Source organism: Myxococcaceae bacterium JPH2, from assembly GCA_016458225.1.
Lineage (GTDB): Bacteria > Myxococcota > Myxococcia > Myxococcales > Myxococcaceae > Citreicoccus.
Map to the genome: position 1 here is coordinate 711,509 of JAEMGR010000005.1, position 21,278 is coordinate 732,786.

Consider the following 21,278-nt stretch of genomic DNA (forward strand, 5'->3'; position numbering starts at 1 on the left):
GTGATGCCGGCCTTTGAGCCGGTGATGACGTCGCGCTGGTCCACGGTCAATCCACCTTCTTCGACGCGTCCACGGAGGCACGCTCGGCATGCGTGCCCTGGGCCGGCGTCACGCGCGTGTCCACCGTCACGACCGTGCTCATGCCCGGCTTGACGGGCAGGTCCTTGAAGTCCTCATCGAAGCGGATGAGCACGGGGATGCGCTGCACCACCTTCACGAAGTTGCCGGACGCGTTGTCCGGGGGCAGCAGCGCGAAGCGAGCGCCGCTGGCGCCGGCCAGGCTGTCCACGTGGCCGTGGAAGACATGCCCGCCAAAGGCATCCACCTTCACGGACACCGGCTGACCCGGGCGCATCTCGCCGACCTGGTCCTCCTTGAAGTTGGCCACCACCCAGATGTCGTTCTGCGGAACGACGGCCATCAGCGGACGCTCCGGGCCCACCATCTGCCCGACCTCGACCGTGCGACGGCTGATGACGCCCGACACCGGGGCGCGCACCTGCGAGTACGACGCCGCCAGCTCCGCCAGCGTCAGCGCCGCGCGCGTCTGCTTCAGCCGCGCCTCGGCCAGCTTCAGCGCCGCCTGCGCGGACTGCACCTGCACGGGGCCCGTCTGCGCGGCCACCAGCTTGCCCTGCGCCACCTCCAGGCCACCCGACGAGTTGGTGATGCCCGCCTCGGTGGACGTCAGCCGGGCGCGCGACTGATCCAACGCCGCCTTGGACGTGTCATAGCCCGCCTGCTTCGAGTCCAGGTCCGCCTGCGACAGCGCCCCCTGCTCGTGCAGCGACTTCACGCGGTTCAGGTCCGTCTCCGCCAGCCGGAAGCGCGCCTCGGACGAGGCCACATCCGCGCGCGCCTGCTCCAGCGCCGCCTTGGAAGAGTTGATGCCGCTGGAGGCCTGGGTGACGCCGGCCTGCGCCTGGCGCAGGTTCGCGCCCGCGTTGGCCTCGGTGATGGAGAGCTGGGCCTGGGCGTTGGCCAGCCCCGCCTCGGCGCTCAGCACGTCCGCGTGCGCGACCTCGACCTTGGCGTCCAGGTCCGCGCGGTCCAGCTCCACCAGGATGTCACCGGCCTGGACCAGCTGGTTGTCCTTCACGAGCACCCGCGCCACCTGTCCCGCCACGCGCGGAGACACGTTCGCGATGCGGCCCTCGACCTGGGCGTCGTCCGTGGACTCGCGGCCATGGGTCATGAGGAAGTGGGTGCCGCCGCCCAGCACCGCCACGCCCAGCAGCGCGGGGAGCACCATCTTCGCGCGCGAGCGCGGAGCGGGCTTGGAGCCAGTGTCATTGGGAGCGTTCTCGACTGCTGCGATCCGGGTCGTCATAAGGCGTTGCTCGGTGTTGCGGTGAAGAAGAAGGTGGGGAGAGGGGCGTCAGGGGTCTCGGAGCGCGGGGATTCCCGAGGACACTTTCGCCAACAGGTGTTGAAGGGTGGTGCGCTCGTCCATGCTCAGGGGCGCCATGAGCGCGGCGATGCGGCTGTAATGGTCGGGCAGCATGCCCTGGAGGACGTCACGCCCCTTGGGCGTCAGGTGGACCGTGTACATCCGGCGGTCCTCGGGGTGGTCCTGCCGCGACACCAGCGCGTCCTTCTCCAGCGTGTCGAGCAGGCCCGTCATCGTCGCGCGGCTGCAGCCAGACAGGTCCGCCAGCTCCGCGGGGGACAGCCCGTGCGTCTCCTCGCTCTCCTCCGCGAGGAAGAGCTGGATGAGGACGACGAAGCGTCCCTGGGACAGCCCATGCCGCGTGAAGTGCGTGTCGTACGCGTCCGACATGTCGTGGGCCAGGCGCAGCATCGTCAAGCACGTCTCGATGGCACTCGGGTCCAACTGAGGGAAGCGCTTGGCGAGCCGGTGGAGCCGCTCGTAACGCGGCACCGTTGGAAGACTCATCAGGACTCGCGATTTCGGTAGCAAAGCGCCGCATCTAGTAAGGGGCCTAACGATTTTGCGCAAGATGATTTGCGACCCCGCGGAGCGGGTGCGCGTGAGGGCAGAAAGGCGTCTCCATCGCACCGTGTGCGCCTCGGGGGCGCGGCGCTACAGGCCTCCCAGCGGCTCTCCCAGCTCCAGGCGGACGAACTCGCTGTCGTCCGGCCGGCCGCTGCCCAGGTGACGCCCCACACTGAAAGGGAAGTTGTTGTCGTTGAGGAGGCCCACGTGCCGCGGGTCGAAGACAAGCACGGCCTCGGTGGTGATGAAGGGGAAGGCGAACCGGTCTCCGAGCCCCAGGTCCCCCACTTCCGGGTGCGTGAGGTGGAAGGGATTGGCGATGTTCAGCAGGTCCACCGCGAGCCGCTTCTTCACGGGCTGTCCGTCCCCGGTGAGGCGGACTTCGTACAGGGCCTTGTAGCCCGCGAGGTCTCCCTGGGTGTTGTCCCGCTCCAGCATCACGCCTCGGTCCTTGTCGAAGAGGACGAAGTCCGTGGCGGACGTGCCTCGCGGCGCCAGCGCATAGCGATGCGTCACGCCGGTGTAACGGCGATGGGCCAGGTCGAACTCGTGGATGAGGAGCGTGCCGCTCGTGTCGTCCGCCAGGGGCTTCTCCAGGACGGGCAGGAGCGTGGCGCCGTCCCGACTCAGGGCCATGGCCTCGAAGCCGCCGCTGGCGCGCACGCGGAAGGGGTGCTCCTTCGCGGTGACGCGATAGGGCCACGGCAGCCCGCCGAGCCACGGCGTCGTGCCCGTGCCCTCGGGCTGGAGGTTGCCGCCATCGTCCGAGCCGGCGACGGTGGGGTCCGCGTAGACGGGGAAGTCTCCCACGAGGCACACGGTGCGCACCGAGGGGAAGCGCTCGTGCACGCGCAGCAGCGTGCGGAAGTCGAAGCTCTGCACGTCCGCGCGCGCGGCCAGCCCCGAGGCGAGGATGGCGCCCGCCACCGCGTCCGCGAAGGGCTCGGGCCCCACCGTGCGAGCGGCGAACTCGTGGCGCGGGTTGAGCTTCGTCTCGATGTTGAAGCGCACGCGCTCCGCGTTGCGCGCGCGCTTCATCGCGTCCGGATGCGTGGAGCCGGCACCCGCGCGGTAGTAGTCCGCATAGAAGTCCACGAGCGCGAACACCTGCCGCAGCGTGGGCGGCACATAGGCATCGCGCAATCCGTGGCGCTTCGCGAAGGCCACCGACACGGGGGACAGCTTCTTGTCATTCGTCTGCGCGGGCTGGCTCGGCAGGAGCTTGTCGCAGACGAAGGTGGACTGGAGCTTCGCGACGGTGAGCGTGCGGATGAGGACCTGCGTTCCGGGCGTGTATGGCGGACCGTTCGCGCGGCGGCACTTCTCCGCGGAGAGGAACGGGTCGTGCTCCAGCACGGGAACACCGTCCGACGTGATGCCGGTGTCCAGCTCCAGCGTCGTCATCAAATTGTCGAGCGCCGCCTCCATCGCGGGCAGCGTGTTCTCCGGACGAAGGCCTCGCGCGCCCCGGTGGCCCTGGGCATCGAAGCGGCTCGCGTCCAGCAGCCCCTCCGGCGTGAGCAGGTCTCCCGGGACGCCATCCTGGTTCGCGTCGTACGCGCGCACCGCCTGCCACAAGAGGTCCGGCCGGTCGCTGATGAGACCGTCCACGCCGCGCTTCAGCAGCGCCTGCATCGCCTCCGATGCGTTCACCGTCCAGGGCACCACGGCGTAGCCCGCTTGCTGGAGCTTCTTCACATCGAAGAGGTCACTGGCCGCCGCGGAGAGCCCCGAGCCTGGTGGCGGAGCCAACCGGTCCGATGTGCCCGTCGCGCTATCGCCGTCATCCAACAAGTGCCAGTCCGGAGAGAAGACAGGCGCGCGGCGCTCGCCGTGAGCGAACGCATGCGCGCGCATCGCGTTCATCACCCGCACGGCGGAAGCCTCCTCCACGAGAGGGTTCTGGGGCGTGCGCAGCGCACCACCTTGCTGGAAGTCAGGCAGCGGGATGGGCGCTTCCAAAAGATGGCCCTGCGCGTCCGCGTGCAGCAGGAAGGGACCGAACTCGTCGCCGAACCAGAGCGTGCCGTCGGCAGCGCGCTGCATGGATTCGATGTCGAAGTCCGCGCCGGTCAGCACGCGCTCGGGGGTGAAGAAGTTCGTGAGCGCGAAGCCCGCGTGGTGGTTCGGGTCGCTCAGCTCGATGAAGCCTTCCACCGCGAGCTTGCCCGTTCCTCCTTCGTGCGTCTGGAAGTCGGGGCGCAGCGTGTAGACGCGCAGATTGAAATCCGCCGAGTTCTCCAAGCTGCCGTAGCCGTTGTCCAACATGGCGAGGAACGAGCCATCGCCGTTGTCGAGCACCGCCGAGAACCCCTGCACGGGCTGCCGCTCCATGAAGGGCACGGTGATGCCGTTCTGGGGCGAGGGCCCGATGTACCGCCCGGACGTCGGACCGGGCGCCCACGTGGCGGCCTCCAGGACCGCGCGCCCCACCAGCGTCGGCTCGGGGACGCGCTCGGGTGGGGCGGGCCTGCCTCGCGCGCACGCGGTGGCGAGGGACAACGCGAGCACGGACGTGAACAACGACGTGCGCTGCAGGCGGCGACGCGAGGACACGGACATGGCGGCACCCTGCCCCACCGCGCGACGCAGGGCCAGCGTCCAGACAACCCCACTCGCGAGGTCGCGCCCCGCGCGCGGGCGGGTTACATCGGGAGCGTGCTCGAGGTGAAGGACCCCACGGTGCAAGCAGCGCTGCTCCGCGCCTGCGAGGAGGCCGGACTCCCGACGGCCTACCGAGGCTGTGTCCAGCCGCTGCTGCGCGACCCGGAGGGCGAGTGGCCCCCTTGCTGTGGCGAGGGCTGTCTTCCCTGCGCGGCCACGCTCGCGGATGTCGCGGTGCGCACCCTGGCGTTGCTCGGCACGCCTCGGCGCTCGCCCGTGTCCAACGCGGGCGCGTCATGACGCGCGGGGCCCGCGGCTCGTACGCTCGCGGGCATGAACCCCATCGTCCATGCCGAGCTGTCCTGGCTCGTGGGTCAGGGCCTCCGCGAGCGTCGCGACCGCGTCCTCGTCACCTGCGCGGGGCTGGCTCCGGACCTGGATGGGCTGTCATTGCTCGGCGGGGGTGAGGCCTACACGCGCTATCACCACGTGCTCTTCCATGGGTACGCGGGCGCATTGCTCACCGCCGGCGTCTGCGTGGCGCTCGCACGGCAACGCGGTCGCATGGCCCTGCTCGCACTCGCGGCCTTCCACCTGCATCTCGTGTGTGACCTGGCGGGGAGCGGGCCTGGGTGGCCCATCTTCTACTTCTGGCCCACGAGCCACGTGGAGTGGTTCTGGAGTGGCCAGTGGGGCCTCGCGTCGTGGCAGAACACGCTCATCGGCGCGGTCGCGACGGTGGCGTGTCTGGTCTGCGCGGTGCCGCTGCGGCGCACGGCGGTGGAGCTGCTGTCTCCTCGCTGGGATGCGGAGGTGACGCGCACCGTGCGACGCCGCCTGCTGGGGGAGCTGCCTCCGTCCCGCTGACGGCGCATCACGGATTGGCCGCGGGCTCCAGCTTCACCTCGAAGATGCTCGGCCACAGCTTGCCCGTCAGGAACATGCGCCCCGTGCCGGGCTCCAGCGCGATGCCGTTGAGCACCGCCTCGTAGCTGCTCACCCGCCCCTTCACCGCGCGCGCCAGGGCCGAGGCGTCGATGACGGCCAGCACGTTGCCCGTCGCGTAGTCGATCTTCAGGATGTACGTGCTGTGCCAGACGTTGGCGTAGACCGCGTCGTCCGCGCACTCCAGCTCGTTGAGCTGGTCCTGCGCCACGCCGTACATCGTCACGCGGACCGAGGACAGCTCATGGAAGTCGCTCGGGTCATGGAAGCGAAGCAGGGCACTGCCGTCGCTGCGCACCAGCTTGCCCTGCCAGTAGCACAGGCCCCAGCCCTCGCCGCTGTAGCTGAGCGTGCGCTCGCGCGTGGGCTGCGGGCCATTCCAGACGTACATCTTCTCGTCGCGCCACGTGAGCTGGTACAGGCGCTGTCCATCACTGGCCAGCCCCTCGGGGAAGACGCCTTCGAGCCGCTCACTCCACAGCGGCGAGGCCTGGTCCAACGTGATGCGGCGCAGGTCGCCTTCCTCGCCGGTGCTCTCGAACAGTTGTCCCTGGTGGAACTGGAGTCCCTCGGTGAAGGCCCCCGTGTCATGGGGCCACGCCTTGACGATGCGGGCCACGAGCATCTGTGGGGCGGGGTCCGGGTTTCCGGCATCCGGCGTGTTGTGATGCGAGGGCGCGCAGCCCGCCACGAGCCACCCGACGAACAAGACCGCGGACCGGACGACAGCGCGCATGCGACTCCTCGAGGCTCCAGGACGGGCGGACCTTAGCGTGCCCAGGCGGCCAGTGCCTCGGTGATGATGCGCGCTAGGTTCGCGTAGTCCCCGTCGAAGTGGTGCCCGCCCTTGAGCGCCTCGATGTGCACGTTCGTCCTGCCAAGCAGCTGGGGGCACACGCTCTCGTCCGCCTCCTCGGCGCTGTAGAGGCACAGCACGGGAAGGCTCCCCAGCGATTGGAGATCCGGCAGCACCGCGTGCGAGGGATTGCCCTTCCCGCCGAAGATGTCCGTGACGTGCACCTCGAACTCGGCTTCGCGCGCGGGCGCGATGAGCGCCAGCATCCGCACCTGCGTGCGCAGGTCCGGAGGGAAGCCCGCGGCGATGGCCGGCACCACGTCCGCGCCGCGCGAGTATCCCAACAGGAGCACCCGCTGCTTGCCCCACGCGGACAGGTAATAGCGTGCCGCTCGCGCGACATCGGTCGCGGTCTCCCCGGGCGTGCGGCGCTTCCAGAAATAGCGCAGCGAGTTCCACCCCACCACGGGGATGCCCTGCTCGGACAGCGCGCGCGCCACTTCCTTGTCCAGGTTCGCCCAGCCACCGTCGCCCGTGACGAGCAGCGCCAGCGTGTCGCCGCCCGGCTTCACCGCGGGGACCTCAATCAATGGCAAGTCACTCACGGACTCCGGCGAGGGAGCGCGCACCGACACGGTGGACGCATCGGGCACGAGCCCCGCGTCCGCGCCACCCAGCGGCGTCGCGGGCGGCGGCAGGCGCTCGGACTCCAGCGGCGCGGCGACAGCGTCGTAGGCAGTTCCCAGCGCCGGCTTCCAAGACTCGACGGGCGCACGGTGCAGGCTCGTCGTGCCCGGGACGATCATCACCTGCGCGCCCTTCATGTCTCGGGTGTAGTCCTGGAGGACTTGGACGGGGTGAGCTGCATCCTTCTGGGCGACCAGCACCACCCATGGCTCGGCGAGGCCCCGCGCGGGCTCGAAGTGCTCACGTGAGCCGCCACCGGGGCGCGTGTGCACCAACCCCGAGCCCGAGCAGAAGGCCGCCGACGTCTCCAGGTCCGACGCGAAGTCGATGCTCACCGCGCCGCGAAAGGTCCCCGGAGGAGCCTGCGCCAGCGCCGCGTAGGCGACGGCCGCGCCGGGGCCCTCGCCCACCACGATGGGGTGGAGGTATTCGGGCAGGGCCGCGTGCTGTTGATAGCCCTGGCTCAGCACCTCCAGGTCTCCTGCGGGATATGCACAGCGTCTGCTCTTCTCCACCGTGCGCACGTACGCATTCGCGTCCACGCCGAGCACGAGCGCGCCCCTCGCGGCCAGCGCGCTCGCGAGCTCCGCGCCACGTCCCTGCTCGGGTGAGCCATCCACGAGCAGCAGCGCCACCGTGCGCGGTGCGCCCTCCGAGGGACGGACGACCGTCACGCGTCCGAAGCGCCCCCCCACTTGAAGTGTCTCGCCCAGACCGCGCGCGCCTCCATCCGGAGTCCCCGCGTCCAACCCCTTCGCGCCCGCATCGCTGCCGCTGGTCACGCCTCCGTCATTGGCCTTCCGCGCCGCGGCCAGCATTCCCGAGTCGACACCTCCATCCGAGATGGAAGCCACGCCCGCGTCGATGGGCTTTCGCGCCTCGGACCGTTTCCCCGCGTCAGCGCCCGCGCTCGCTGTGCCCGCGTCCGCGGATCCACCGTTCGCCGGCACGGGGGCGCGGTCTGACAGGGATTGCGCGCTGGCGACCATGGCCAGCACACACCCCACGATGAACCCCAGCGCTCGGTTCCTCATCTCGCCACCACGCCGCCCAGGCCCCGCGACACCAGCGAGGCGACTCCGGTGAGCACTCGCGGCAGCGCGAGCCCTCCCGGTGAGGCCAGGTAGCGCGGCGCCCACTCGGGACGGAACTTCTCCTTGTACTGGCGCAGCCCCTGGAAATTGTAGAAGTGCTCACCGTGTCGAAAGATGAGCGAGCCCAGCCGGTGCCACATGGGCGCGAGGCTGCGGTCCTCGAAGCCGCTGAAGGGCGCCATGCCCAGGTTGAAGCGGTGGTAGCCCGCCGTTCGTCCCCAGAGCATCAACGAGGTGAAGAGGAAATCCATCACCCCGTGCGAGGTCCCCGGCTCATAGCGCATCAGGTCCACGCTCAGCTCCTCCTTCGCCGAGGGCGCCCACATGTTGGCGAAGCCCACCATGTTCCCGTCGCGCCGCACCACCGCCAGCGGCCCTTCCTCCAAGTACCCCGGTGAGAAGTAGCCCAGGCTGAAGCCCTTCTCGCGGGTGCTCTTCTCCGCCAGCCACGCATCCGAGATGGCGCGCAGCCGCGGTATCAGCTCCGGCACCTGCTCACGCGGAAGCACCTCGAAGGAATAGCCCTCCCGTTCCATGCGCCGATGACCATGCCGCAGGGTTCGGCGCTCCGGGCCCTCCAGGCTGAAGTCGGCGAGCGGCACCGTGGCCTCTTCGCCCAGCTTCAGCAGCGACAGGCCCAGGTCCAGGTAGCGCGGCAGCGTGGTCGAGCTGACTTGATAGAAACACGTCCAGCCGTGATGCCTGTCGGCCAGCTCACGGAAGCGCCACGCCAGCTCCGTGGCATCGCCCTCCGGCCCCACGGGGTCTCCCATGGAGACCCAGCTCCGCCCCGACACGCCGTACATGAGGAAGGCCGTGTTCGCGTCGTTGAGCAGCAGCGACTTGTCCCCCAGCAGCGCCAGGTAGGCCATGGCCTCGGACGCGCCCATCACCAGCGGGCGCACGCGGTTCAGCTCCTCGGAGGTCGGCGGGTGCGCGCGCCCGCCCGCGGGCTGGAGCAACATGGCCACGCCGAACACCAGCGCCACGCTGACCACGCCCACCGTGGCGCGCAAGAAGCGCGGCGCGTCTCCGCTGAACGTGAAGCGCCACCACAGGTCATGGCTGTAGTCGACGTGCCGGTACGAGAAGAACCCCAGCCACACCGAGGCGCCCACCACCGCCACCGTCGCCAGCAACCACCCGGGGCTGAACGCCTCGCCGAGCAACGACGTGTGCCGGTAGAACTGCCGATGGAACGGCGCGAGCGCGCCCGCGAGCAGGAGCAGCAGCGTCGCCTCCTCGTAGTCCACGCCCTTCACCACCGAGAACACCGCGCCCGCCACGAGCAGCACCTCGGTCATCACATAGGCGCCGTCCAACCGGCGCTGCAGCCCTCTCGCGAGCAGCAAGAGCCACACGCCCACCACGCTGCCCAACAGGTGTGAGACCTCCAGGAGCGGCAGCGGCACCAGGTGGCGCAGCACCGACAGGCGTTCCGACTCGGTGGGCGTGGCGCCGGAGAACAACAGCACCGCGCCCGCGATGAACGCCCCCGTGGACGCCACCCAGGGGACCACCGGCGCGAACGAGGTGTGCACCAGCTTCGCCAGTCGCTTCAGGTGATGCCCGCGCCGCGCCAGCTCGTTGCCCGCCAACATCAGCGCCGCCAGCATGAAGGGCAGCAGGTAGTAGACGACGCGGTAGATGAGCAGCGTGCCCACCAGGAGCGGCGTGGGCACGCGCGGCGACAGCGCCGTCAACATCACGCTCTCGAACACGCCCAGGCCCGCGGGCACCTGGCTCGCGATGCCCGCCAACTGCGCCAACGCGAAGAGCGCCGTGAGCGCGGGCAGCGACATGCCGGCGTCACCCGGCAGCAGCACCCACAGCACCGCAGCCGCCAGCACCCAGTCTGCGCAAGACACCGCCAACTGCGCCAGGGCTCGCGTGGGGGTGGGCAGCGACAGCTCGAGGCCTCGGATGCGCAGCGGCTGGCGCACGCGCGCGCACGTCACCACGTAGCCCACGAGCAGCGCCCACAGGGCCACGCCCAGCCCTCGCGCCAACCCCGGCGAGAGCGCCACCACCCCGCCGCCTCCCTCCAGCAAGAGCGAGGTGCCCAGCACCGCCGACAGCCCCACCCAGAAGGTGAGCGCGTTGAAGGCCGCCACCTGCGCCACGTCCAGCGCGCTCAGCCCCCAGGCCGAGTACAGCCGGAAGCGCACCGAGCCTCCGCTCAGCAGCGACACGCCGATGTTGTGGCCGAACGCGTAGCCAACGAAGGACGTGAAGCCCACGCGCGGGTACGGCAGCTTGCGCCCCACATGTCCCAGCGCCAGCACGTCGTAGAGCGTGAGCGCGAAGTAGTTGAGGACCGTCACCGCCAGCGCCAACCCGATGCGCCAGCCTGGGATGGCCTCCAGTCCCGCCACCACGTCGCCGCGGTGGTAGTGCGACAGCTCGCGGCGCAGCACGAAGCCCGCCACGCACAGGAGGACGATGGGAAGTAGGGCAGTGAGGACTCGCTTCACCCGGTGCATGGCGGAGGACCTGTCAGCTGGGGACAGGCAGCGCGGCCTCCACCACCGCTCGGAGCGCGTCCATCTCGAAGGGCTTGTCCAACACGCACGTGGCGCCCAGCCGCCGGGCCTCCTGATGGAGGTTCGCATCCCCAAACGCCGTGATGAGGATGACGGGCGTGGTCCACGCCTCGCGGCGCAGCCGGGCGAGCACCTCCATGCCCGAGTAGCCCGGCATGCGGACATCCGTGATGATGAGGTCCGGGGCGCGCGTCACGTCCGCGAGCAGCCCCTCGATGATGGCCCGCACCAGGTCGGGCCCATCTTCCGCCTCCACCACTTCGTAGCCCTCGCGCTCCAGCATCCTCCGGATGAGCGCGCGCATCTCCGGCTGGTCCTCCGCCACGAGGATGCGCGGCGGCTCGCGATCCCCGTCGTCCCGCGGGCCCCGCTCCCGCGTGAGCAGCTCCATCCACTCCTGATTCATGCCGATGCCCTCCGGGCGAGGTGCGGGTTGGAGTGCGGGGATGAGCATCCGCCGTGCCACCTGCCCCCGAGGGCATGGGGCGGGATGCCCCTGGGCGAAATGCCCCGTCTGGGGCACTTTGCCCCGCCCCGCATCACCCTCCGGGACGACTCCTCCTGGGGAAACGTGTTGGCCCGGGGGCTGCAATCAGGTCCACACGTCGGACCGGATGCGGGGCAGTTGAGCGCGCCCATCCCAAGGCAGCTGGGCCGCCGGTGACTCCCGGTGTCGCTGGCGGAAACGGGACCGCTGCCTCTTCCCAGGGCGCCATTCGCCCGCATCCGGACCGACGTTTTCCCCTTCCGAGCGAGGGCCTTCCCTCCGCTCGCATGTCCAGGAGAACGCATCATGGCTACCTCTTCTCCGTCTCGTCGCCGCGCGGCCCGTGCCCTGGTGCTGGTGCCCGCGTTCGCGCTGGGGGCCTGCAACGCCTCGACGCCCTCCAAGGCTGCGCCCCCGCATCCTGCGCCTGAGTCCTCCACCGCCCTGCAAGGCGCCGTGACGCCCGCGGGTGCACGCGTGGAGCCCGCCGTGTACGCGGCCGTGCCCGGAACACCCGGCGCCATGGTCTCGCTCGCCCCGCTGGTGGAGTCGGTGAAGGGCGCGGTCGTCAACGTCGAGGTGCAGTCCCGAGCCCGCCCCGCGATGGGAGGTGGACGCATGGGCTTGCCCCCCGGCCTGGCCGAGCGCTTCGGCATGCAGAGTCCCTTTGGCGAAATGGGCGGAACGCCCGCGCGCCAGGGGCTGGGCTCGGGCTTCATCATCGAGCCGTCCGGCACGGTCCTCACCAACAACCACGTGGTGGAGGGCGCCGACACGGTGCGCGTGAAGCTGGAGGACGGGCGCGCCTTCGACGCCGAGGTGCTCGGCCGCGACGCGCTCACGGACGTGGCCCTGCTCAGGCTCAAGGGCGCGCCGAATGACTTGCCCTCGGTGGCGCTGGGCGACTCGGACGTGCTGCGCGTGGGCGATCCGGTGATGGCCATCGGCAACCCGTTCGGCCTCGCGTCGAGCGTGAGCGCGGGCATCCTCTCCGCTCGGGCGCGCGACATCCACGCGGGCCCGTACGACGACTTCCTTCAGACGGACGCGGCCATCAACCCCGGCAACTCGGGCGGGCCGCTGTTCAACATGAAGGGCGAGGTGGTGGGCATGAACACGGCCATCATCGGAGGCGCCACGGGCATCGGGTTCGCGGTGCCCGCCAACCTCATCCGCGCCGAGCTTCCGCAGCTCAAGGACACCGGCATCGTGCGCCGGGGCTGGCTGGGGCTGGCGGTGCAGGACCTCACGCCGGAGCTGGCGCGCGCGCTGGGCCTGGAGGCGCAGAAGGGCGCCGTGGTGGCCGGACTCAACGCGGGTGGCCCTGGCGCGCGCGCGGGCCTGCGCGAGGAGGACGTCATCACCTCGGTGGGCGAGCACGCGGTGGACTCGGCGGGCGCGCTGACGCGGGCCGTGGCGCTGCTCAAGCCGGACAGCGAGGTGACGGTGCGCGTGCTGCGCGGAGGCAAGCCGGTGGAAGTCCAGGTGGCCCTGGGCACCCGGCCGGCCCAGCGCGGCGAAGAGGAAGTGACGCCGCGCGACGCGCCGCCGCCGCTCTCGAAGCGGCTGGGCCTCCAGATTGGCGAGTCCGCCGAGGGCGAGGGCGCGCAGGTCATGGCCGTGGAGCCCGGCAGCGCCGCGGAGCGCGGGGGGCTCGCGCCCGGGATGCTGCTGGTGCAGGTGGGCGACCGGAAGATTGCCAGCGCGCGCGAGGCGGCCGAGGTGCTGACGCGCGCCAAGCAGGGCTCCGCGCTCCTCTTGCGCGTGCGCATGCCGGGCTCGGACGGAGTCCTCCTGCGCGCCATCGAAGTGCCCGAGCGATAGCCCTCCGCCGGCTCCGGGAACATCGGAAGCCGGCACCTGGGCGAATCGTCCGGACGCCAACAGAAGTGGACCGGCGCACCCGGCTCGCGGCCCGTACCGGGAACCACGCCTGACCCCTGGGAGGCCCCAGGACGCCTGTCCGCGCGCCGGGGGTTCGGCTTCCGCACCACTCCTGGCGTAGAGTGCCCCCCGTGCCGCGCTGCCTCACATGCGGGCGGCGCTGGGAAGGCTCCCACGCGCCCTGCCCGCCGAGTGCATCCCCTCTTGGGGTCACGCGTTCCGACGCGCTTCTCCACCTTCCCGAAGTCCCTGGGTACGAGCTGGAGCACGTCATCGCGCGCGGCGGCTTTGGCGTGCTGCTCGCGGCGCGGCGCAACCCGGACCTGACGGACGCCCAGCCCCGCCGCGTGGCCCTGAAGCTGGCGCGCCCCGGCAACGCGCTGGCCGAGGCCCAGCTCGAGCACGAGGAGAAGGCGCTGCGGGTGCTCGGGCCGCCCACCGTGCCTCGCCTGTACGAGGCCCGCACCCTGGTGGACGGCTCGCGCGTGCTCGCGTTGGAGTACGTGCCCCTGCCCACCCTGGCGGACCGGCTGGCGCTCGTCTCCGGGCCGGTGGCGCCGCATGAGTTCGTCCGCCGCGCCCTGTCGCTGCTGTCGGCGGTGGACACGGTGCACGCGCACGGGCTGGTCCACTGCGACCTCAAGCCCGAGCACGTCTTCCTGGATGACCCGCACCAGCGCGTGCGCCTGTTCGACTTCGGCCTCGTGCGGCGCGCGGTGGTGACCGCCGCGGAGGAAGAGGGCTCGGTGGGTGACACGAGCACGTTCGCGGGCACCGCCGAGTACATGGCCCCCGAGCAGTGCGCGGGCTTCACGGAGCTGGACGCGCGCACGGACGTCTACGCGCTCGGCGTCATCCTCTACGAGCTGCTCACGGGCCGGCCGCCCTTCTTCGGTCCCGCGTCCGAGGTGCTTCAGGCGCACCTGTCCCTGCGCCCGCCACCGCCGTCCGAGTTCGCGCCGGTGGCGCCCGCGGTGGAAGAGGTCGTGCTGCGCTGTCTGGCCAAGGAGCGCTCCCGCCGCCCCGCCGACGCGGCCGCCGTCGCCGACGCGCTCAACGAGGCGTTCCATCGCACCGGCCGTCCCGCGGAGCCGTCCGCGCTCCGACCACTGGCCTCTGGCGATGCGCGTCCCGCGCAGGCGCGCCGCTCCGTGGCCATCCTCTTTCTCACCTCGCGGGCCAACCCCGTGGCGCTCCAGAAGGTGCTCGTCTCGTACGGCGGCCACATGGCCTACTCGGACGGGCCGCACATCGCCGGCGTGTTCGACCCCGACGTGGGCGAGAACCCCGTGCGCCGGGCCATGCGCGCGGCGGAAGGACTGGCTGAGCGCGGACTCGCTCCCGCGGCCCTGGTGGACGTGGCCGCCGTCACCGTGCAGCGCCGCCCCACGGGTTCGCCGCGCTACCTGGGCACCATCTTCTCGCGCGAGGACCGTTACCCCACGGGCCCGGATGCACGCGGGCTCCTGCTCTCCCCCGCCGCCGCCGAGGCCGTGCCCGAAGTTCCCTGCCTGCCAGTGCCCGGCCGCCCCACGCTGCTGCGCCCCGCGCCGCCCGGCGCCGCGCCCCGGCCGGATGTCACGGTCCTCCAGTTGGGCAGCGAGGTGCTGCTGGGCCGCGACGCGGAGCTGGACGTGCTGCTGGAGAGCGCCCGCGCCGCGGTGACGGACTCGGCGCCCACCATCGTCACCGTGCTGGCGGATCGCGGGCTGGGAAAGAGCCACCTGTCCGCCACGCTCGCCCTGCGCCTGCGCGTCGCCCTGCCCCACGCGCGCGTCTACGCCACGCGAGCGCGTGAGCCCGTGCAAGGCGACCCCGAGGGCACGCTGCGCACGCTGCTGCGCTGCGCGCTCAACGACTTCGAGCGCGACGACACGGACACGGAGGAAGAAGGACGCGCCGCCATCTACGAGCGGCTGGGGCCTCGGCTCGGCGCGGAGCTGTGGCCCGGCGTCGCGGCGACCCTGGGCTGGTACGCGCCCGGTGGCCCGGAGCTGCACAGCTGGGCGGCGGCCCCGGGTGCGCTGCGCTCGCTGGCCATGCGCGCCACCGGTGAGCTGCTGGCCGCCAGCGCGCGCGAGCGCCCGCTGTGTCTCTTGGTGGACGACGCGCACTTCGCGGAAGAGACCGCGCTCGATGCGCTCGAGTACGCGGGGCTGGCCGAGGCGCGCGTCCCGCTCTGGGTCTGCGTGTTGGCGCGACCGGGCTTCGAGAGCAGTCGCCCCACGTGGGGCACGCGCGCGGCCAGGCAGCTCGTGCGGCCCTTGCCACCGCTGACGCCCGAGCACGCGCAGGCGCTGTGTCGCACGCTGCTCAAGCCCGTGGAGAACGTGCCCGCGCAGGCGGTGGAGCGCATCGTCGAGCGCGTGCAGCGCGTGCCCCTGTTCCTGGTGGAGCTGGTGCGCGGCCTCAAGCGCCAGGGGCTGGTGCGCCAGCGCGCGCCGGGCGGCAGTTGGTATCTCGTCACGGATGAGCTGGACCGAGTGCCGGAGCTGCGGCTGGTGGAGTGGCTGGCGGACCGCGAGCTGGGTGCCCTTCCGCCCGCGCTCGCCGCGCACGCGCGCCTGTGTGCCTTGTTGGGCACGGACTTCTCCCCCGGCACCGCGGAGGGCGTGGTGCGCGAGCTGGAGCGCGACGGCGCCGCGGCCCAGTTCCCCTTGGACGTGGGCCATGCCACGCGGCGGCTCCTGGACTCGGGCCTGCTCGTGTCCCACCGACTGGAGGGACTGAGCTTCCGCAACGAGCTGGTCCGCGAGGCCGTGGCCGCGGGGCTGCCCGCCGCCGAGCGCGAGCGGATCCACCACGCCGCCTATCGCTACTACCTGAGCCCCGCTGGAGCCGCGGAGCGCCAGCGCCTCCCGCGCCTCACGCAGCACGCCGCCGCCGCTGGGCTGCGTGAAGAGGCCGCGGCACTCGCCATCGACCTGGCCGAGTCTGCCCGGGGCCGCCATGCCTTCCTCGACGCGGAGGCCATGTACACGCGCGCGCTGGAGCTGCTGTCCCCCGAGGACGAGCTGCGCGGCCTCACCGCCCTGCGCGGCCGAGGGCTCATGCGCTACCGCATCGGGCGGTACGAGGACTCCCTGGCGGACTTCGCCGCCGCGCGAGAGAAGGCGCGCCGCCTGGGCGATACGCGCGTGGAGGTGGAGCTGCTGTTGGACGAGGCCATGGCCCTCGACTGGGTGAATGACTACGCGCGCAGCGAGGCGCGGGCCCAGGAGGCGCAGGAGCTGTCCGCCACGGTGCAGTCGCCTTATGTGCAGGCGCGGTTGCTCCTCGCGCTCGGCCGCGCGCAGTTCCGCAAGGGAGATTGGCAGGACGCGCTCATGCCGCTGGAGGCCGCGGCGGATCGGGCTCGGCGATTGGGGGATGCGGGCTACGAGACGCTGGTGGTGGCGCTGCTCTTGATGGCCGTCATCCTCCCCAACCTCAACGACATCGACGGCGCGGGCAGCGTGATGGACGAGGTCATCGCCGCGTGCACGGAGCGCGGAGATCGCTTCCATCTGGGCTCGGCCATCAACAACCGCCGCAACCTCTGGGTGGCGCGCCGAGACCTCTCCAACGCGCTGAAGGACCAGGAGCGCTTCATGCAGTTGGGGCGCGAGCTGGGCGTGGTCGGCTGGGAGTACTTCGCCGAGCACAACCTGGGCGAGCTGCTCTACCAAGCGGGAGACGTGGAGGCCGCGGCGCCTCACATCGCGCGCGCCATCACGCTGGAGCGCCGTCACCCCGAGGTGGCGCCTCGCCCGTGGGCCCTGCTGCTGCAAGCGCGCGCCATGGCCTGGACGGGCCGCCACGCCCGCGCAAGAGAGCTGCTCACCCAGGTGCGCACCGTGCTGGGCGACGGCCGCCACGGCGTATCGCTGAGCCCCTCGGAGGAGGTCCTGTTCGTCATGGTGGAGCTGTGCACGCGCGAGGCGAGCGCCGAGGACTGGCGAGCCCTGCGCGACCGCTCCGCGCAAGCCTCCGTGGAGCAGGAACCACTGGAGGTGCTGGAGATGATGGGGCTGGCGGCCCAGCGCCGAGGCGACCGAGCCGAGGCCGTGCGCGTGCTGGAGGAAGCACTGGAGCGCGCGGCGCACATCCCCACGCTCATGGAGAGCCGCATCCGCCGCTCGCTCGCGCGAGTGCGGGACGTCAGCCCGGCCGCATGACGCCGAGCGCGAGCAGTGCGGCGATGAGTAGACCCATGAGGGACTCGCCCGCGATGGCGCCCGCGCCCACGGCCGGCACGTGATGCACGGTGGCTTCGGGCCACCGTCGCCGCGCCGCCACCACCAGCCCCGCGCCCAGGCACAGCGTCACCGCGAAGGACGCCGGGGTAATGAACCCGATGCCCATGGCCACCGGAGACGGCAACCACCGGGCCGCGCGCCCTCGAGCCGCCAGGGACAGGGCCACGCCCACCGCGAAGCCCACGCCCGCCGCCAACCCAGCCTGAGGCGGCAGCCCCGCCAGCCCTTGCACGGCCACCTCCGCGACCGCTCGGAACTGCTGCGCCGAGGGCGCCGGCAGCGCGGCCGAGCCCAACCCATACGCCCCCACCAACAAGAGCCACGCGGGCACGCCCACCGCCGCGCCCGCCAACACCCCCAGAAGCTGCGCGATGAGCTGCCGCCGAGGCGAAGCGCCCAGCACATGTCCCGCCTTGAGCGACCACATGCTGACCCCCGTCTGCGCCGCCGCGCCCGCCACCACCGAGCCCACCGCGACGTTGGGCCCCATCGCGCTCTGCACGCCTGAAGTCACCGAGAGCGCCCCGGCAGCGCCGAGCCCTCCCGAGCCCACCGCGCTCGGAACCAGTGCTCCCGCGAGCGCCTGGGACAACTGCCCCATCTGCCCCACGGGCGACACGTCCGTCTGCCCCGCGCCTCGCGCGCACACCGCGCACAGCGGCAGCAGCAGCACCAACGCGAGCAGCAGATGCCGCGCGCCCAGGCCGAACAACCCAGCGCCCAGTCCCAGCGTCAGCAACACCGCGCCCACCGCCACGCCGCCCGCCCAGCGAGGCAGCGCGCCCGCCTCGGCGCCGCCCAGCGCGCGCAGGTCCTTCACCACGCCCAGGAAGTCGCGCGCCTGCGCCACCAACGAGGCCACCGCCGCGCCCACCAACAGCCCCACGCCGGGCCACACCAGCCACGCGGCGAGCGCCTCGAAGCCCACGGTCGACACGCGTCCGCTGCTCACCAGCCATGGCGCGAGCACGCCCCAGGCCACGCCCGCGCCCGCCAACATGCTCAAGCCCAGGTGCAGCCCCGTCAGCATCCCCACCGCCAGCAGCATGGGGCTGATGCCCACGCCCCAGCCCAGCGTGCTCAGCGGCACGCCCCCGAGCGAACCCGGCGGCACCCACTGCGAGGGCAGCAACCCGCGCGCGTCACGCAGCCAGGTGATGGCCATGGCCACCGCGCCCGCGCCCGCCAGCGTTCGCCCTCGGCCCGAGCGCTGCGTGGCACCGGGCGGACGCGTGGCATGCAGCGTGGAGATGAGTTCCGCGGTCGCCGTGCCAGTCGGGAACGGCAGCGCCTCCTCCACCACCAGACGCCTGCGCAGCAACGCCGCGGCGAGCACCCCCAGCGCGCCCAGCGCCACGCCCCACGCGGCGACTCCCCAGCCCGACACCGACACGCCCACCATCATCATCGCGGGCACCGCGCCCAACAGCCCCACCGCCGCGGGCATCGCGCCCACCGCCGCCGCGGCCGTCTGGGTGATGTTGTTCTCCAGCGGCGTGTACGGCGAGCCACGTCGCCGCGCGAGTGAGGCCAGACCACTGAAGCCCAGCACCGCGGCCAGCAGCGAGCCGCTCTCCCACATGCCCGTCTTCAGGCCCATGTAGACATTGATGAGCGCCAGGAGCGCGCCGATGAGCAGCCCCGCGCCCACCGCGCGCACCGTCAACTCGCGAGGCGCCTCGCCCGGAGCCTCGAGCCCGTGCGGCGCGACGGATGGCTCCGACGCCTCGGGCGCGCGGAGCCGCTCGCCGGCCGGAGCGCTCATCGCCCGCCCTCCGCCGACCTTCCCACCAGCTCGCGAAGCTGTCCCAGGTCCAGCGGTTTGCTCAGCTTCAAGTTGGGCACGTCGCGCAGGAAGGACACGGTGCGCGGCGTGAAAGCGCCGCCGGTCATGAACACCATGCGCCCGGCCTGCTCCGGCGCGCAGCGCCCCAGCTCGTGGTACAGGTCCATGCCCGTCATCCCCGGCATCATCACGTCGCAGAGGATGAGGTCGAAGCGCACGCCCTCGCTCACGAGCCGCAGCGCGGCCTGGGCGCTGTTGGCCGTGGCCACGTCGTGCTCGGTGGACAGCGAGCGCTGCAGCGCCAGCGTCACGTTGGGCTCGTCATCGACCACCAGGATGCGCGCCCTCGCTCCGGGGTGCACAGGCGCGACACCGCGCGGGCCCACCTCCGGCTCTCGCGCCGCCGCGCGCAGCACCACGCGGAACGTGCTGCCGCGTCCAGGCTCGCTCTCCGCGTGGATGGCGCCGCCCATGGACTCGATGATGCCGTGGCAGATGGACAGCCCCAGCCCCGTGCCCACGCCCACCGCCTTCGTGGTGAAGAACGGGTCGAAGATGCGCCCCAGCACCTCCGGCGTCATGCCGATGCCCGTGTCCCGCACCTCCACCACCACCCGGCCCGCCTCGCCCGCGCGGATGACGACGCGGATTTCATGGTCCTGCGTGGTCGGGCTGTCCTCGGGGATGGCCTGCGCCGCGTTGAGCAACAGGTTGAGGAACACCTGGCACAGCCGCGACTCGCTGGCCTCCACCGACGGCACCGGCTCGAACTCCGTCACCAGCCGCGCGCGGTGGCGGATGACGTTGTCCGCCATCTTGCACGCCAGCTCCACCGCGCGCCGCACGTCCACCGGCAGCGTGCGCGACTCCTGCTCGCCGCGCGCGAAGACCTTCAGGTCCCTCACGATGCTGGCGATGCGCTCGGCGCCCTCCGCCGTCTCGCGCACGAGCTGCTGGAGCGAGGCCACGCTGCCCGGCTGCGGCTCGTGCGGCTCCATGCGCTCCAGCCCCTCGCGGATGAGGTGCAGGTTCACCAGCATGTAGGCCAGCGGGTTGTTGATTTCATGCGCCACGCCCGCGCCCAGCGTGCCCACCGAGGCCAGCCGGTCCGCCACCACGAGCTGCGCCTGGAGCTGTTTGCGCTCCGTCGTGTCGCGGTGGACCATGATGTTGGCGATGACGCGCCCCTCGGCGTCACGCAGCGGCACCACCACCGATTCGCAGTAGCACGGCGAGCCGTCCTTGCGCCGGAACTCCAGCTCCCCGGTCCAGCGCCCATGGACCTCCAGCGCCGCCAGGATGGCGCCGGTGCGCCGGTCCGGCTCGTGCGGATGCAGCACGCTGAAGAGCGTCTGGCCCAGCGCATCCACCTTGCCCCGGCCGAACATCCGCTCCGCGCTGCTGTTCCAGTCGATGATGCCGCCACCCAGGTCCGTGATGACGACGCCGTCGTAGATGCTCTCGAAGATGAGCGCCTGCCGGTGCAGCTCCTGCTCGGCCTGCTTGCGCGCGGTGATGTCCATCACCGTGCCCGTCACGCGCGCTGGCTGCCCCGAGGCGTCACACAGCACATCGCCCTTGCAGGAGATCCACCGCGAGCCGCTGCCCATGGGGACGATGCGGTACTCCACATCCACCTGGGACTTGAGCTGGAGCGCGGTGGCCAGCGCCTCGCGCACCCGAGTCAGGTCCCCCGGGTGCACCACTTCCTCCAGGTCCATGGCGCGCGCGGACAGCTTGCCCACCGGCAACCCCAGGAGCCGGTCCACCTGCTCGCTCCACGTCACCAGCCCGCTGTGCGCGTTCCAATCCCAGATGCCCACGCGCGCGGCGGACAGGGCCTGGCGGAGCTGCTCCTCGCGCTGCTCCAACAGCTCGCGCTTGGAGAAGCGGAACACCGTGACGGTGCCAATCTGAAGCCGGTCTCCCTCCGCCAGCTCCGCCGTGGTGACGGGCATCCCGTTGAGGAACGTCCCGTTGGTCGAGTCCAGGTCCGTGACGTGGCAGACGCCCTCGGAGGTGCGGATGATGCGCGCGTGCTTGCGAGACACGCCGTGGTCATCGATGCGCACGGCCGCGTCGGAGCCTCGGCCGATGACATGCTCTCCGGGCTCCAGTCGGAAGGCCTTGCCAATGGCGGCCGGAGTCGTCGTGCTGATGAGGATGAGGCAGGCCCCCGTCGACGTGGGGGGTGCCAGCGCCAGTCCTGCGCACGTCGTCAACTCGTCCAGCATCATCGTCATGAGAGCCAGCCCCC

13 protein-coding genes are annotated in these 21,278 nt (G+C 71.7%); 4 read left to right on the top strand and 9 right to left on the bottom strand.

Annotation, left to right across the window (positions count from 1 at the left end; translation table 11 throughout):
* Positions 1 to 46: 46 nt before the first annotated feature.
* The 3 genes from JGU66_11760 to JGU66_11770 all read right to left on the bottom strand — a co-directional run bounded on the left by JGU66_11760 (position 47) and on the right by JGU66_11770 (position 4,519).
* Positions 47 to 1,330 (bottom strand): HlyD family secretion protein, encoded by a 1,284-nt coding sequence (locus JGU66_11760; protein MBJ6761443.1) that lies wholly within the window; start codon positions 1,328 to 1,330, stop codon positions 47 to 49.
* Between the two features lie 48 nt (positions 1,331 to 1,378).
* Entirely contained in the window at positions 1,379 to 1,897 is a 519-nt protein-coding gene (locus JGU66_11765) for a MarR family transcriptional regulator (protein MBJ6761444.1), read from the bottom strand.
* A gap of 147 nt (positions 1,898 to 2,044) precedes the next feature.
* A complete protein-coding gene (locus JGU66_11770) occupies positions 2,045 to 4,519 on the bottom strand; it encodes an esterase-like activity of phytase family protein (protein ID MBJ6761445.1) in 2,475 nt (824 codons plus the stop codon).
* A gap of 96 nt (positions 4,520 to 4,615) precedes the next feature.
* Between JGU66_11770 and JGU66_11775 the strand changes: the two genes are divergently transcribed.
* Together JGU66_11775 and JGU66_11780 are read left to right on the top strand one after the other, a co-directional pair.
* Positions 4,616 to 4,861 carry a hypothetical protein gene (locus JGU66_11775; protein MBJ6761446.1) on the top strand — a complete coding sequence of 82 codons (246 nt, stop codon included), beginning with the start codon at positions 4,616 to 4,618 and terminating at the stop codon, positions 4,859 to 4,861.
* Positions 4,862 to 4,894: 33 nt separating this feature from the next.
* Positions 4,895 to 5,428 (top strand): metal-dependent hydrolase, encoded by a 534-nt coding sequence (locus JGU66_11780; protein MBJ6761447.1) that lies wholly within the window; start codon positions 4,895 to 4,897, stop codon positions 5,426 to 5,428.
* Between the two features lie 7 nt (positions 5,429 to 5,435).
* On the opposite strand, the gene JGU66_11785 is transcribed toward JGU66_11780, so the two are convergent.
* The 4 genes from JGU66_11785 to JGU66_11800 all read right to left on the bottom strand — a co-directional run bounded on the left by JGU66_11785 (position 5,436) and on the right by JGU66_11800 (position 11,017).
* Positions 5,436 to 6,242, bottom strand: a complete 807-nt coding sequence (locus tag JGU66_11785; protein MBJ6761448.1) for a glutaminyl-peptide cyclotransferase — start codon at positions 6,240 to 6,242, stop codon at positions 5,436 to 5,438.
* Positions 6,243 to 6,274: 32 nt separating this feature from the next.
* Positions 6,275 to 7,807: a virulence factor family protein gene (locus JGU66_11790; protein MBJ6761449.1), complete on the bottom strand. Its 1,533-nt coding sequence runs from the start codon at positions 7,805 to 7,807 to the stop codon at positions 6,275 to 6,277.
* Positions 7,808 to 8,019: 212 nt separating this feature from the next.
* Positions 8,020 to 10,566, bottom strand: a complete 2,547-nt coding sequence (mprF, locus tag JGU66_11795; GenBank protein ID MBJ6761450.1) for a bifunctional lysylphosphatidylglycerol flippase/synthetase MprF — start codon at positions 10,564 to 10,566, stop codon at positions 8,020 to 8,022.
* 13 nt (positions 10,567 to 10,579) lie between these two features.
* Complete coding sequence (locus JGU66_11800; GenBank protein ID MBJ6761451.1) at positions 10,580 to 11,017, bottom strand: response regulator; 438 nt, start codon at positions 11,015 to 11,017, stop codon at positions 10,580 to 10,582.
* 402 nt (positions 11,018 to 11,419) lie between these two features.
* Between JGU66_11800 and JGU66_11805 the strand changes: the two genes are divergently transcribed.
* Together JGU66_11805 and JGU66_11810 are read left to right on the top strand one after the other, a co-directional pair.
* Positions 11,420 to 12,937: a trypsin-like peptidase domain-containing protein gene (locus JGU66_11805; protein ID MBJ6761452.1), complete on the top strand. Its 1,518-nt coding sequence runs from the start codon at positions 11,420 to 11,422 to the stop codon at positions 12,935 to 12,937.
* A gap of 191 nt (positions 12,938 to 13,128) precedes the next feature.
* Positions 13,129 to 17,154, top strand: a complete 4,026-nt coding sequence (locus JGU66_11810; protein MBJ6761453.1) for a protein kinase — start codon at positions 13,129 to 13,131, stop codon at positions 17,152 to 17,154.
* Here JGU66_11810 and JGU66_11815 read toward each other — a convergent pair.
* Both JGU66_11815 and JGU66_11820 read right to left on the bottom strand, forming a co-directional pair.
* Positions 17,138 to 19,000: an OPT/YSL family transporter gene (locus JGU66_11815; GenBank protein MBJ6761454.1), complete on the bottom strand. Its 1,863-nt coding sequence runs from the start codon at positions 18,998 to 19,000 to the stop codon at positions 17,138 to 17,140. The two genes, JGU66_11810 and JGU66_11815, sit on opposite strands and share 17 nt — an antisense overlap.
* On the bottom strand, positions 18,997 to 21,264 hold the full coding sequence (locus JGU66_11820; protein ID MBJ6761455.1) for a PAS domain S-box protein: 2,268 nt from the start codon (positions 21,262 to 21,264) through the stop codon (positions 18,997 to 18,999). The genes JGU66_11815 and JGU66_11820 overlap by 4 nt, the downstream gene beginning before the upstream one ends.
* Positions 21,265 to 21,278 lie beyond the last annotated feature (14 nt).

Bases quoted from the DNA above. Each gene is read 5' to 3' on its own strand.
- JGU66_11760 (MBJ6761443.1), bottom strand. From the start codon at position 1,330: ATGACGACCCGGATCGCAGCAGTCGAGAACGCTCCCAATGACACTGGC.
- JGU66_11765 (MBJ6761444.1), bottom strand. From the start codon at position 1,897: ATGAGTCTTCCAACGGTGCCGCGTTACGAGCGGCTCCACCGGCTCGCC.
- JGU66_11770 (MBJ6761445.1), bottom strand. From the start codon at position 4,519: ATGTCCGTGTCCTCGCGTCGCCGCCTGCAGCGCACGTCGTTGTTCACG.
- JGU66_11780 (MBJ6761447.1), top strand. From the start codon at position 4,895: ATGAACCCCATCGTCCATGCCGAGCTGTCCTGGCTCGTGGGTCAGGGC.
- JGU66_11785 (MBJ6761448.1), bottom strand. From the start codon at position 6,242: ATGCGCGCTGTCGTCCGGTCCGCGGTCTTGTTCGTCGGGTGGCTCGTG.
- JGU66_11790 (MBJ6761449.1), bottom strand. From the start codon at position 7,807: ATGCTGGCCGCGGCGCGGAAGGCCAATGACGGAGGCGTGACCAGCGGC.
- mprF (MBJ6761450.1), bottom strand. From the start codon at position 10,566: ATGCACCGGGTGAAGCGAGTCCTCACTGCCCTACTTCCCATCGTCCTC.
- JGU66_11800 (MBJ6761451.1), bottom strand. From the start codon at position 11,017: ATGGAGCTGCTCACGCGGGAGCGGGGCCCGCGGGACGACGGGGATCGC.
- JGU66_11805 (MBJ6761452.1), top strand. From the start codon at position 11,420: ATGGCTACCTCTTCTCCGTCTCGTCGCCGCGCGGCCCGTGCCCTGGTG.
- JGU66_11815 (MBJ6761454.1), bottom strand. From the start codon at position 19,000: ATGAGCGCTCCGGCCGGCGAGCGGCTCCGCGCGCCCGAGGCGTCGGAG.
- JGU66_11820 (MBJ6761455.1), bottom strand. From the start codon at position 21,264: ATGACGATGATGCTGGACGAGTTGACGACGTGCGCAGGACTGGCGCTG.